Below are 13,181 nucleotides of genomic sequence, written 5' to 3' on the forward strand. Positions count from 1 at the left end.
GTGATCAACGCGGATCACTCCAAACGATCAGTCTCAAACCACGTACGTCATCAAACGACCGGCAACCCGGTCGGTCGTCGGCTTCGGATCGCGTCTTGTTTCCGACGCCCGGCCTGTTCGAATTGCGGCCCAAACAGGGCGTCGGCATATTCGTCGATTTGCTCGGGCGTTTCAAAGTAACGCTCATAGCACCAGTCGTCTTCGAATTCGCAATTGTCGGTCGTGTACTCGCGACAAATCTCAGGACGGGTTTCGTAGATCCCGCAACGATAGTCATCCTGCAGATGCTTGCATGTGGTATGCACGAGCAAGTACCAAGTTTCTTCATCCACGAACACGGTCGCTCGGTCATGCAGCAAATACCAGCGGATGAAATCAAAGTCCTTCCGCGAGACCGGTTCGTCGATCGGTAGTGCAAAGTAATGACAACACTTTGCCGTGCAGTAATCGCACAGGCTCTCTCCCTTCGGCAAATCCGCACGACTTCGTACCCGGCTGCGGGTGGTCGCAGGCGTCGGATCAGAATTCCGTTTCAGTTTCTTTTTCGTTTTTGTCTTCGACATTGATGCGAGTCGGGTGCAGGACGGCGAAAGGAGGCGGATGGTCGGAATCGCCGGCGGCGTTAACCAGATTGGCGGGACCGAAAACGCGTTGGCAGAACGAACGAGCGAGGTGGCAAACAAAACCGAGGGAAACCGGGCCCCTGATCGGTCATGGAGATCCGGTCACATCGCCGTTACCCACGACGTGGACGGGGTGGCAATGAGAATTGGCACGGTGGTAGAGTAGTCCCACGATCGCTGCATTCTGACTATCAGATCCAGCGAAGTCCACCCGCTCGTCATAACTCTTAACGCCACGTTTCGCCCGCCATGGAAGTCGTCATCACCGCACTCGGTCCCGACCACACGGGTCTGGCCGATCCGATTATTCACCACCTGACCGGTCGCGGGGCCCGAATCGCCGAAATCCAGATGTACGATCACGACGAACGTTCGTTGTTCGCGATGTTGTGCCGAATCGAATTCGATGACCTGCCCAAAGGCAATGGGGAGGTTTCCCTGACGAAACTGCAGGACGAAATGCGCCAAATCGGCGAACATACCGGGCTTTCGATCCGAGCCTGGAGCCCCGATTTTCGTGCCCGAAGGCCACGACTCGCCGTCGCGTGCACCTACGTCGAAGACACGCCTCGTGCAGTCCTGCAGGCGGTTACCGACGGTGTCATCGGCGCGGACGTCCCCGTGGTAATTTCGAACCGCAAAAAACTCGCGCCGCTGGCTGCCGAGTTTGATACCGAATTCCGAATGATCGGTGACGGACAGGGCGGCGCCGATAACGCGATGCTAGTCGCCACGCTCGACGAACTCGATATCGACTACTTAATCCTCGCACGCTACATGCGAGTCCTCCCGGCGGAAGTGTGTTGGCAATTCGCCGGTGGGCGGATCATCAATTTGCATCACGGATTGCTGCCCGGGTTCCCCGGTTTTCGCCCCTACCACGATGCCAATAACGCCCGCATGTTGACCTTTGGTGCTACCTGCCACTTCATCATCCCCGAACTCGACGCGGGCAATCAAACGATCAATCAACGGACCTTTTCAGTCGCCCCCGGTACACCAATCGAACAAATCATCGCCGAAGGCGAACGCGACAATGAACCCAAGTGCCTGGTCGAAGGTGTCCGCCGCGTGGTCGACCAAGAAGTGTATCTGCACTTCCACCGTGTCGTTCCACGAAAACAATTTCGACCTGAATAGGCGAGATCAAAGAAGACTCGCGGGAGCCACACGGTGTTCTTTCACTAACCGCTGCACCAAATCAGCGACCGTGACACCATCCGCCTCCGCAGCGAAGGTTGGCACGATGCGGTGCCGAAGCACCGGCAACGCGAGCGTCTGAACGTCATCAATCGTCACGTGTGTGCGACCGTGCAACAGTGCGCGAGCTTTCGACGCGAGCACCAATTGTTGACTCGCCCGAGGCCCAGGGCCCCACTGGATCCATTCCCGCACCCATTCTTTGGCTTCGGGATCCGTCGGCCGCGCGTCACGGACCAAATCGATTACCCAATCTTTGACGTGTGGCGGCAACGGTACGCGGCGGACCAACGACTGGAACCGAACGATGTCCTCGCCACTGATCACATGCTGAACTTCGGGCAGTTCACCTGAGGTCGTCCGGTCAACAATCTCCGCTTCCTCGTCACGACTCGGATAGGCAACAACAACGTGGAACAGGAATCGATCACGCTGCGCCTCCGGCAACGGATAGGTCCCTTCCTGCTCAATCGGATTCTGTGTGGCAAGCACGAAAAACGGTTCAGCCAATGGGTATGTTTTTCCGCCCGCAGTCACCTCATGTTCCTGCATCGCTTCGAGCAACGCGGCTTGCGTTTTCGGCGGCGTCCGGTTGATTTCATCAGCCAGCAACATCTGCGTGAAGATGGGCCCCTTGCGAAAGATCATCTCCCGCCGACCGGTTTCGTGATCCTCTTGAATGATGTCTGTCCCGGTAATATCACCGGGCATCAAATCTGGCGTGAATTGAATACGTCGAAAATCCAGACTCATCGACGAAGCCAACGTCCGGACCATCAACGTCTTCGCGAGCCCCGGAACACCTTCGAGCAAACAGTGCCCGCGTGCGAGAATCGCGATCAACAATTGCTCGACGACATCGTTCTGCCCAACGACGATGCGGCTGACCTGATCTTTGACCTTGTTAACGCTCGCGATCAATGCCATCGCGGCTTCATTGTCACCGATCGGCAATTGTTCGGATTCGATTTCTCGCGGTGGTGGCGTGATCATCGTGTCGTTCAATCTGTAAGGTAGGGAGGGAATGCAGGAGGCGGGATCACCATTATACCCACTCGTTCCGGCTTACGTGCGGAGTGTGACCGCGAAACAAACCTCACATCGGTTTCTCGCCAAATGGCGAATCTCGATCCGTTCGGGACGCCACCGTTCCACTTCCCGTCTCCACCGGGGGATCTGGCTGGCCCGCTCGTAGTCACCCAACTTCATCGTGATCAAGCAACCACGAATGCTGGTCTCACGGCTATCAACGATATTACGCACCGTGCTCAACGTGGCATCGGGCTTGACCGTCGAATCCACCAATAACCACTTCGCACCGCGATAAATTCGTCGCGGCAAATCCCCCGCTCGCGCCGCGTAGTGCATGAATCGAGGATGTTCTGCAATTCGCGGGTCCATCTCAGCCGGGTCAATCCCAATCACATCGAGTCCCATCTCGAGCAGTCGTCCGCAGGCGCCCCCGGGTGCGCTGCCCACCTCGACGGCGAGGTCACCGGGCCGCAGATCAAAACCGCTCCACGCGATCGCCTCGGCCGCTTTGTAGTAGGCCCTCGAAATCGGTTCATACTCCGGTGAAACGGGCTGCACTCCTCCGGGCCAACGTGTCGGCAGAGTCGTTGCCGTGTGCGTTCCAAAGAACCAATGCGAAGGATCAACCAGAACGACATCGAGGACTTCCTCAGATGGTTGTGCGATTTCATTTGCGGCCGAACACCGAAGCCGCTCGGGGCCCAATCGCTCGAGAATCCGCGAAGCAACCGCCATCGAAACCTCATCGCTGCCCGGTTCAAAATCGAATCGACCGATCGGCGCTCGGTCCCGTGGCCAAACATGCAGATGATCCAGTGGCAACGACAGCGTTGAAATCGATTCGATCAAACGCTCGATCAGCTCGTCGGCGTTGCTCGATTTTCCGCTACCCAATGATCGCGACGCTGTTCGAATGAAGATATCCGTCGGCAACGGTGCGTTGTCATTATGTTTGGCAGTAACAAAACCGGGCCGCGAAAAGGACAGCCGCCACCCCGCCGACGCGATCGACTCTTTGACGATGCCTTCCGCGCCGTGGGCGCAAGAAAACATCGCGAAACTCGGCCCAGACGCGGGCGAGGGCTGAGGGGCAGTACTCATGGTGGACGGCAATCTGTAGTAATTCGAAAATAGAAGAGCGGAATATAAACAAGAAGGCAAAATCGTATACGGCTATTCCACTTCTAAGATTCCTTTACAGACGATTCGGCATCGGTCGTCGGCGTTCCGGGGTCATCTGCGGTCTCAGTCGCCGCTGAGTTTGTCGCGGCCATATCGCGTTTCGTAGCACCCGATGGCTCAGAAGCGACCACCGCGTCAGAATCAACCGCATCGCCTGCCGCCGAAGGCACGGTTTGAGGAGACTCCGCATCGGGAGGCCCCGAGTTAGCAGCCCCCTCATTCGGCGGCGATGCGACTGAAGGCGGTGGGACCGGTTCCGGCAAAACCCACGGCCCCGACGTTTCGCCGCGAACATGCCTCAGGTACTGACTGATCCGTTCCTGAGCGTACTCCTTCCCGCCGCCACGCCGCATCAACGTGGCCATCGCGGACAAATGATTGCCGAAGTGCGTCACGCGGTTATACCGAACCCGACGTGGCCGGCCGAACACCGGCAACAACATCAGACACAACACGACTCCCAAAAACGCCACGTGCATGTTGATCAGGCTCAGTGGCATCTCCGTCATCAATTCCCATCCTTTCGATTTGGGAATTCCGGGTTTGACCGTCGAGATGGGAATTGGAAACTGATCCGATGCTAGAAACGAGACGCGTAGCGCCGAATCGCTCGACTCCTCGTCGGTTGTGCTCGCAGCGAAACGAATCTCATCGCGAATCGTCTTTGCCATCTCCTGAGCCGCATCGGACGTCATCGCAAAATTCGTCAACAATCCACCACTTGCGACAACGAGAATTCTCGAGTCCCCCCATCGCTCGTCCATGATGCGCAGCAGCGTCGTCAGTGATGACTTGCCACCAGGCACCGACACAGTTTCCTGTAAGAGTGGATCAAAACGTCTCGTCTCCGGTTGGACGGGTGTGTCGTCCTCTGCATCCGATTGCTCATCATCGTTGTCATCGTCTGCCCCTTTGTCCCAGTCCAACTCAGACAACTCGTTACCTGACGCCGCTGCGTTTCGCGAGCGTGGCTCCACGTAAGGTTCCAAGTCGAAATCGCAAACTCGACGGTCTGACAAACGAACTCGATAAGGCAAAGCGTCCGCGGCAAACCAGTCCTTGACCCGAATGCTTTCGCGTCCCGCGTCGGTCAACAATCGTTCGTTAATTTCCCTCGCCAACCTTCGTCGGTATTCCAAACGTTGTTTTGGTGGCGCGACCTCGGCGGCAACATGAAAGTACTCCTCCGTACTGCCTCCATCGGGCACAATGAACACGAGCGTGTGGTTCCCTTGGGTGAGCCATCGCTCCATCCACTTTCTGACCGAAGTCTCGTTGATCGGTGCCCACTCGTTGGGAACCCATACGATCGCGTCGTTCTGTTCCTCACGAACCGACAAACGAACAAGATCACGCGTTTTCATCTCACGCGGACTCGCCGCCTCGCTCGCGTCGGGTGCCGGTGTCTCGTCGGGTGCCTGTTGCAGCAACGCCCGAAAAGCACCGAATCCGTTGACACTCTGCTGCCCAGACGCTCCCGTCGACGCACCGTACTCGGTATCAAACCCCATGCATCCGCTCACAACGAGCGACATCAACGACACAATCGACACGACCGCGTACTTCGTGCCGCAGAACTCCGAGGACGATTTGATCTTCGTCGAACGCACTGCACTCGATTTTTTCGATGGGGCCGAAAGGGCGTCAACTGAGGGAGATCGCGAGGCACTCATGATGCGGACCCTTTTCCCGAGAGGGCCTGTTCGATTTGCAAATTGTTTTGCCACAACCCCTCGAACTGCTCACGGCTCAATGAGTGCTTTCCGAAATACGATCGTTCGAACGCATCAACCGTTTCGTTGAGTTGGTCGCCGATGCGGACATGAGATTGTTTCGATTCACGAACATACTGCTTGTTGGTTTTCCAACGTGACAAACGCAAACAACCCGCGCGGTCGAGCATCAACAATTGGTGCCCATAGAGAAAAATGATCGCACGATCAAAATCTCCCGCATCCATCAATCGTTCCAACTCGGAACGTGGATTCACATTGGTGTCCCTCAGTTCCGCGGGCAGTTCCGCGATCCGCTGTTTTGTTTGTTCATCGAGGGTCCGCGCGTGCACCACGGATTGCGACAACGCGTCGGGCCGAAAATCGAAAGAGCTGTTTGCGAACACGTACATCAACAATCCCACCAACGCACCGATGAGACACATCAGCAGAAGCCATCCGAGCACGTTCACAAAGCTCAAACCATTCCACCATGAGCCGTTTGCCACAGCGGGTTTCGTTGGTGTCGCAGGACGCGGCTTGGGCTTCGCCGGTTTCACCAGCCACCGACTGTCTCGATTATCGGTGTCGTCGCGAGTATCACTCAGTTCGATCGGCCGGATCTTTCCTTCCTCGGCATCGAACCAAGCCGAGTCCACAACAACGGGCGTCTCCGCTGCTGCAACAAAATGAAAATCCGCCGACGACGCGGTCGCCGATGCTGAAAAAAACACGCCATTGGCAACACTGAGCACGAACAACAACCACACCAACATCCCCGGTGGCGAGGACACGTTCGATGCCGACGACTCAGATACAGGAGCAGTCGGCGTCGCGTTCGCCGAAGGGGCAACCGTCTCGGGTACCGCTTTGGAGTCCGATGAATCGGTCGCACTTGTTTCACTGACCGCCGGTTGTTTCATGCCCGTCGCACGATTGGGAACCGGCCTGGCCGGAGCCCCCATGAAGTCTTCACCGAATTGCCGATACGCCTCCGCTCGGATCGCCAACTCGACTTCCCAACCCTCCAATCGAATCCGCGCGTCGAGATACCCGAGCAATCGAACGACCACGCTCAACGATGCGATCAACCATAACGACAGTGGAAAGAAAACCAGCATCGCAAACATATCCGCCGACCAATCGCCCAACGCGATGCCACGTGTCCACACCAACGCGAAGAACACACACGCGAGCAACGCGGTCAGCGTCAACGAGACCGTAAGGAACCGGCCCCCCAAATCACTTGCCATCGGAGAATGAAGTGCTTTGGAGCGACGCTTTAACGTGATCGCGTTGGCATCCTTACTGCGGATCGGACAACGTTCGAGCAATATCATTTCGGGGATAAACGGACGATTACTTCGAATCAACGCCGCCACCAGAATAAAGCTGATTGGCATCACGAAATCAAAGAAGACATGCGCGTCTTGCTTCCACTGCATCGCCACCACAATCATGGCAGGGATCGCCAACCGTTTCACACCGAGCGTCCACAACAATGGCCAAAACATCGAACGCACTTCGCGGACCGCACTGCGCAGAGTCGGCTGTTTTTCGAAGATCGCCTGCCCGAGCATGTATGTCGTCAGCACACCCGCGATCGGCGTCTGCAAGAACACCAACGTCATCATCCAAAACACATATCGCCCACGCTCGACGTCGCCTTCATCGTCGAAAAATCCTTGGTTGGTAAACCAACTCGGTAACCACCCCAACAACAATAGGTCGGCAATAATCCAAAACGCAGCCCCCACAAAAAACGCATGGAAGAATGCGTGCGGATAGCGACGTATCATCAACAGCGACAAGTCGCCAATTTCCGATAACGTTCGCACACGAATCGCGACGTGAGTTTGATCTAGTTGCACGGCGTTCTAACCGCCTCGAACGAGAGTACGTCGGGGACCGCGTGGGAAACCCAAGACAACGAAGTAGAAACTGATCAAGGCCGAAGACATGATCGCCCACCCCGCTTTAAAAAGATAAGGTGCAGGACTCGGCGACAAGAACCCTTCCGTGAACGCCGCGAGCACAAACAACGTCGCCGCCGCCGCCATGATCGGAACGCTGCGATGGGCCGATCGTCGCATCGAGTCCATTCGGGTTAAACCATCGGTGTGAAACAAGCCCACGCCCAAACGCAGCCCCGCCGCAGCCGACAGCGCGATCGCCGTCAATTCGAACGGGCCATGCGCGGTCACAAAGTGGAAAAAGTTGTCACTGCCGCCGACATCTTCACGCGCCATATAACCGAACATCGTGCCCAGCGCGACGCCGTTGTACGCCAGAATGTACAAGCACGGAATCAACAGAATCCCATACGCAAAACACTGCAATCCGATACCGGTATTATGCATGATGTAAAACCCCGACATCGTGACATAGTGATTCAACGAACCATCGATCCGCTGGTCATACATCTGCTCGAGCGCGTCGAGTTGTTCCGTTCCGACAACGTTGTCTGCGAAGTTTGGAAACAGCGTCTGCTGGTAACCGAGATACATCGACAAACCGAACAATCCGAAGAAGACAATCGTGGCGATCCTCACGCATGGATCCGCGAAGATTTGACGGGGAGCATCACGAAAAATCAGATCGAAGAAACCGACCGGCGAAAATTTGCCCGATCGGTAGAGCTGGTTGTGAGCCCTCGCAACCAGCCGGTGCAGATACGTGACCGTCGCCGGGGGCAAGTGATAGGCGTCCGCAAGAGCAAGATCCGCACAGACGCCTCGATACAACGTCGCGAACCGAACAATCCCCTTCGCACCGCGATACTGTTCGCCCGCCTTGACGGTCTTTCCGCCCACTTCCATGGCTTCGCAAAGCCGCTCGAGTTCATCCCAATTGCTGCGACGTTTTTCGAGTAGCTTTGCGATGTTCATTCGCCGTTACCTGCACTATCCGAGTGGGACGATCGATCGTCCAATGAGTATAGCGTTTGAGCCGAGATCGTGGGCGTGTTGAAAACGACTACTCTGCCGAATCCGATGCCGCCGCCGACTCTGTTTCCGATTCACTCGCGGTTTCGTCGGCAACCTGTGCGGGCTGATATTCACGCACCCAAATGTTCCGAAATCGAACAGGGTTGCCGTGATCTTGAATCGCAATTGGCCCCTTGGGCCCATGCGAGTTGTACTGGGGTGCACGATTAAACGGTGTGTCTCCCAACAACTCAAAATGATTCAAAACAAGCACGCCGTTGTGCGTCGCAGTGATGTAAGCCGGTGACAACAATTCGCCGTTGTCATCAAACCGCGGTGCCGTCCAAAAAATGTCGTACGAATTCCATTCTCCGGGCGGACGCATCGCGTTGACCGCCGGCGGCGTCTGCTTGTAGATCGCTCCTGCCTGGCCGTCGAAGTAGGTCTTATTTTCATACGAATCAAGAACCTGCATCTCGTACCGCCCCATCATGAAGATGCCGCTGTTGCCGCGGCCCTGTGACTTGCCTTTGGGCGGCGTGGGTGCCGACCACTCCACGTGAATCTGGCAATCGCCGAACGTGTCCTTGCTGCGGATCATCCCTTTGCCGGAAATCAACACATCGTCATTGGTCATCCAGTTTTCGCCGTTCTCCCATTTCGCTACGTCCTCGGCACCCCCGAACAGAACCACCGCATCGGAGGGTGGATCGTTGTCTGTTTTTCCGGGCGTGATAATTTTGGGTTCGAGCCAATCGATCCCGGTCAAATATTCTTCAGCCGTCAACAAATTGGCGGAAGCCAAAACCAATGTTACCGCAACGATTGCAAATACGGACGTTTTCATGTGGAAGCTCGGTGGGTGTGGTGGGAGGAAGGAGAGGAAATGGTCCAGCGATTTCCGACGCCGTCAAAGCCGGCAAATGAAACTTTGCCAACGTCACACGGCCTCAAAAAACCGGCCACAAAACCATGATGGGTCACAGTGTAACTTCGGGGCAGCGTGCACGCTCGCGTAAACGACGCTCCGCGAACCTGTCGGGGAAAAATAAAACGGAAATCCAGTCGCACGCGACACCGCCCAGTTTCAATTCGCCCCAATTTCAATCGCGGAATCGGTTCGGACCGACAGATCGAAATCAATCAGGCTTCCCGCCGTCTGGACGCGTGTTGTGCGAGCGTCCAACTGAGATTGCCGCGACGCTTTCGAACGACACTGGCGGTACCGACGGGAGCATTTCAAACGATGATGTGCCTGGTCACCGTAGCTGGCTTTGCCAAGGTTCAGGCCCCGCGAAGTCCGACGACTCCGTCTACATCATTAGAGAAAATGCTCTATTCAATTTCGAAGATCGCCTCGATCTCCACCGCCATTTTGCCAGGCAGGGCGTTACTGCCGACGGCGCTGCGTGCCCCCACACCGGCATCGTCACCGAACACCTCTCGCATCAACTCGCTACAACCGTTCACAACGGCGGGCTGCTCGTCAAACTCTTCGGTACAACGAACGAAGCCGGTCAACTTAATCAACCTCGTGACGCGGTCCAACGATCCTAGGTGCCCACGTAACGTGGACAAAATCGCAAGCCCGACCAACCGAGCGGCGGCGTAGCCTTGATCGGAATCCATATCCGCCCCCAAACGTCCGGTCACCAAATAGCCGTCGCTCTGGAGCGGGCCGTGCCCCGACAGGTACAAAAGGTTGCCATCTTGGATGACGGGTTTGTAAAGCCCGAGTGCTTGAGGTGGTGGCGGCAGTTCGAGGCCCAGCTTCTCGATTTGTGCGTCGTGACTCATCAGTCAGCCTTCTTTTCGTCGTCGTTCTTGGAAGAGTCTTTTTTACCTTCGTCTTTCGAAGCCTTGCTCTTTTTCGCGTCTTCGGAATTCGCTTCCTTCGCGTTCTCGGCCTCGATGTCGCTCTCGAACTGCAGCTTAGCCCATGCAGCCGACCCCATCACACCGGCATCGTCACCCAGTTTCGCGGCCACGATTTTGAATCGATTCTTGTAAACCGGCATCACACATTCATTGGCAACCTTGCGAATGTTGTCCAACAACAACTCTTCCATCGCTTCGACCAATCCTCCACCCAAGATGATCTTGTCCGGGCAGAGTACATGAACGATGTTAACCACGGCATAACCGAGCACGGTGGCGGCTTCCTCGATCAATCGCTTAACCGCCTTGTCACCTTTCTTGACCGAATCCGCTAACGCGCCGCTTCGGATTTCGGCAATGTCGGTACCCGACGATTCAAACAGTGCCGGGGCCTCACCACGGTAGGCGAGCTTGGCCGCCTCAGCCGCGATCGACAACCGACTCGCTTCGGTCTCGAGCGTCCCGGGAATTTCACCACCGCTGCAACGCACGCCGGCACTGATCCGGGTGTGGCCGATCTCCATACACGAGATCCCGGCGCCTTGCAGAATCTTTCCTTCGTAAACGCAACCGCCTCCGATTCCGGTACCAGGAAATAGCCCAACCGCACATCGACTGCCTTCGGCCGCACCAAACCGGTACTCGCCGTAAACCCCGGCGTCGACATCGTTGAGCACCGCGACGCGGCAAGCAAACTGTTTGCTTAAGAACTTCTGAATGTCGACATTGTCCCAACCGAGGTTAGGCGTCGACAGCAATCGGCCGGAATCGAGGTCGATCGGGCCCGGACATCCAATCCCGATACCGGCGATACGTTCTGGCTCGATGTCGTTTTCGTTCAACAATCGTGTGATCGTCGATGCGATCCTCGCGATTCCGTTGTCAGACCCCTCGCGTCCACGCGTCTTTCGTCGCCGACGAGCGATGGGCTTCATGTCGTTGTCGTACGCAATGGCGAGCATTTTGGTGCCGCCGAGATCGAACCCGATCCAGATATCTTTCAAAACAATCCTCGAGTTGTATGTGTTCATGCTGATTCGGGAGCGAGCCGATACGACTTCACCGCCCGGGGCCTACAACGGCACAATCCGGTGCTGTGAATAAAGAAGAATCTGAGAGGCCGGATTCTTCAAGCCCTGATCTTTCTTCCATGCTCCGCCGGACGCCTCCCACCGGACATCCGCGTTGCGGTCTCCCCTGTCTCAACGTTGCCCCCATCGCGATCGATCTGCCACGCAGTATAAATACATGCCAGCAGTCAAAAACAGACGCACGGGAACTCGCCCGACGCCGGCTTCCCAAACGCCCCAACATCGCCCATCGACGTCCCTCCTTCGATCGAAAGCACGCACCATGTCCAATTCGCCTGTCGCTGATCTCCCGCTTCAGACCGATCGCCTGCTCGAGCGTTTCCTCCGATACGTCAAGATCGACACCGCTGCCGATCCACATTCGGACACCTATCCGAGCAGCGTGAAACAGCTCGAACTCGGAAAACTTCTTGCCGACGAACTGATGGCGATGGGAATCGAGGACGTCGATTTCACCAGTGATGGACTCGTGATCGCGACCGTGCCCGCCTCCGCACCGGGCGATTTGCCCGTCGTTGCGGTGGTCGCTCATGTCGACACCTCTCCAGAGGCCCCCAGCGCCAACATTCAACCGCAAGTCGTACGGGAATACGCCGGCGGCGACATCTCGCTGCCCAACGGGGCATCCATCACCGTCGCCGACTATCCCAAATTGGAACAAATGGTGGGACAAACGCTGGTCACGACCGACGGCAACACGCTGCTCGGCGGAGACGATAAAGCGGGCGTGGCGATCATCATGGAAGTCGCGCACACATTGATGGAACACCCCGAAATCCCACACGGGCCGGTGCGAGTCGTCATGACGTGCGACGAGGAAATCGGTCACGGGACTGACAAAATAGACCTGTCACAACTCCGCGCCACCGTCGGCTACACGATCGACGGCGGCGGCCACGGCGAAATCGATGTGGAGACATTCTCCGCGGATGCCGTCACGGTCACCTTCACGGGGCACAACATCCACCCCGCGATCGCCAAGGACCGAATGGTCAACTCGATTCGCGCCGCCGCACGCTTCGTCGACTCGCTCCCGATTTCCGACCAAACGCCTGAAACGACCGATGGCCGCGACGGGTTCATCCATGTGCACGACGTCCTCGGCGGTGTCGGAAAAACGCGAGTCGAATTGCTCCTGCGAAGCTTCGAAAGCGACAAACTCGAACAATATGCGGCCCAAGTTAGCGAACTCGCCGACGCCGCCGCGGCAGCCGTCACCGGGACCAAAGTCCAGTGCGACGTCCGGCGACAATACCGTAATTTGGGAGAGGGGCTCGCCGCCCTGCCCGAGGCGGTCGCGCTCGCCGAACAGGCCTTCGCGAACCTCGGATTGCCGTGCTCACGCGAGATCGTACGCGGCGGGACCGACGGCAGCCAATTGACCGAAAAAGGCTTGCCGACCCCAAATTTATCCAGCGGCCAGCATAATATTCACAGCGTCCTGGAGTTCGCAAACCTCAACGAAATGCGTGATTCAGCGCGACATTTGATCGAATTGCTGCGACTGTGGGGCGAAAAACTCTCCTGATTGCCCTG

The 13,181-nt window shown here is 56.8% G+C and carries 11 protein-coding genes; 2 read left to right on the top strand and 9 right to left on the bottom strand.

Going from position 1 to position 13,181, the window contains the following annotated elements; genetic code table 11:
* Positions 1 to 50 precede the first annotated feature (50 nt).
* A complete protein-coding gene (locus tag FHS27_RS11700; protein WP_184305127.1) occupies positions 51 to 563 on the bottom strand; it encodes a YkgJ family cysteine cluster protein in 513 nt (170 codons plus the stop codon).
* Between the two features lie 309 nt (positions 564 to 872).
* Here FHS27_RS11700 and FHS27_RS11705 point away from each other — a divergent pair, with 309 nt between their 5' ends.
* Positions 873 to 1,763 (top strand): formyltransferase family protein, encoded by an 891-nt coding sequence (locus FHS27_RS11705; RefSeq protein ID WP_009094280.1) that lies wholly within the window; start codon positions 873 to 875, stop codon positions 1,761 to 1,763.
* A gap of 6 nt (positions 1,764 to 1,769) precedes the next feature.
* Here the strand turns inward: FHS27_RS11705 and FHS27_RS11710 are convergent, their stop codons facing one another.
* From FHS27_RS11710 to FHS27_RS11745, 8 genes are all read right to left on the bottom strand, one after another.
* A complete protein-coding gene (locus FHS27_RS11710) occupies positions 1,770 to 2,816 on the bottom strand; it encodes an AAA family ATPase (protein ID WP_184305250.1) in 1,047 nt (348 codons plus the stop codon).
* 72 nt (positions 2,817 to 2,888) lie between these two features.
* The gene (locus FHS27_RS11715; protein WP_246419581.1) at positions 2,889 to 3,956 is read right to left on the bottom strand and encodes an SAM-dependent methyltransferase; all 1,068 of its coding nucleotides are present in this window, start codon (positions 3,954 to 3,956) and stop codon (positions 2,889 to 2,891) included.
* 83 nt (positions 3,957 to 4,039) lie between these two features.
* Positions 4,040 to 5,647: a hypothetical protein gene (locus FHS27_RS11720; protein WP_315854532.1), complete on the bottom strand. Its 1,608-nt coding sequence runs from the start codon at positions 5,645 to 5,647 to the stop codon at positions 4,040 to 4,042.
* Between the two features lie 59 nt (positions 5,648 to 5,706).
* Entirely contained in the window at positions 5,707 to 7,620 is a 1,914-nt protein-coding gene (locus FHS27_RS11725) for a DUF4129 domain-containing protein (protein ID WP_184305130.1), read from the bottom strand.
* A 6-nt stretch (positions 7,621 to 7,626) separates the two neighbouring features.
* Positions 7,627 to 8,637, bottom strand: coding sequence for a stage II sporulation protein M (locus FHS27_RS11730; RefSeq protein ID WP_009094275.1), 1,011 nt, complete (start codon positions 8,635 to 8,637; stop codon positions 7,627 to 7,629).
* Positions 8,638 to 8,725: 88 nt separating this feature from the next.
* On the bottom strand, positions 8,726 to 9,523 hold the full coding sequence (locus FHS27_RS11735; RefSeq protein WP_184305131.1) for a 3-keto-disaccharide hydrolase: 798 nt from the start codon (positions 9,521 to 9,523) through the stop codon (positions 8,726 to 8,728).
* Between the two features lie 488 nt (positions 9,524 to 10,011).
* Entirely contained in the window at positions 10,012 to 10,473 is a 462-nt protein-coding gene (locus FHS27_RS11740) for a RidA family protein (protein WP_184305132.1), read from the bottom strand.
* Positions 10,473 to 11,585: an ROK family protein gene (locus FHS27_RS11745; protein ID WP_184305133.1), complete on the bottom strand. Its 1,113-nt coding sequence runs from the start codon at positions 11,583 to 11,585 to the stop codon at positions 10,473 to 10,475. The genes FHS27_RS11740 and FHS27_RS11745 overlap by 1 nt, the downstream gene beginning before the upstream one ends.
* 322 nt (positions 11,586 to 11,907) lie before the next feature.
* Between FHS27_RS11745 and pepT the strand changes: the two genes are divergently transcribed.
* Positions 11,908 to 13,173: a peptidase T gene (gene pepT / locus FHS27_RS11750; protein WP_184305134.1), complete on the top strand. Its 1,266-nt coding sequence runs from the start codon at positions 11,908 to 11,910 to the stop codon at positions 13,171 to 13,173.
* Positions 13,174 to 13,181: the final 8 nt, after the last annotated feature.

Source organism: Aporhodopirellula rubra (genome assembly GCF_014192335.1).
Lineage (GTDB): Bacteria > Planctomycetota > Planctomycetia > Pirellulales > Pirellulaceae > Rhodopirellula > Rhodopirellula rubra.

Coding starts and splice junctions, on each gene's coding strand:
- FHS27_RS11735 (WP_184305131.1), bottom strand. CDS start 9,523: ATGAAAACGTCCGTATTTGCAATCGTTGCGGTAACATTGGTTTTGGCT.
- FHS27_RS11730 (WP_009094275.1), bottom strand. CDS start 8,637: ATGAACATCGCAAAGCTACTCGAAAAACGTCGCAGCAATTGGGATGAA.
- FHS27_RS11705 (WP_009094280.1), top strand. CDS start 873: ATGGAAGTCGTCATCACCGCACTCGGTCCCGACCACACGGGTCTGGCC.
- pepT (WP_184305134.1), top strand. CDS start 11,908: ATGTCCAATTCGCCTGTCGCTGATCTCCCGCTTCAGACCGATCGCCTG.
- FHS27_RS11700 (WP_184305127.1), bottom strand. CDS start 563: ATGTCGAAGACAAAAACGAAAAAGAAACTGAAACGGAATTCTGATCCG.
- FHS27_RS11740 (WP_184305132.1), bottom strand. CDS start 10,473: ATGAGTCACGACGCACAAATCGAGAAGCTGGGCCTCGAACTGCCGCCA.
- FHS27_RS11715 (WP_246419581.1), bottom strand. CDS start 3,956: ATGAGTACTGCCCCTCAGCCCTCGCCCGCGTCTGGGCCGAGTTTCGCG.
- FHS27_RS11710 (WP_184305250.1), bottom strand. CDS start 2,816: ATGATCACGCCACCACCGCGAGAAATCGAATCCGAACAATTGCCGATC.
- FHS27_RS11745 (WP_184305133.1), bottom strand. CDS start 11,585: ATGAACACATACAACTCGAGGATTGTTTTGAAAGATATCTGGATCGGG.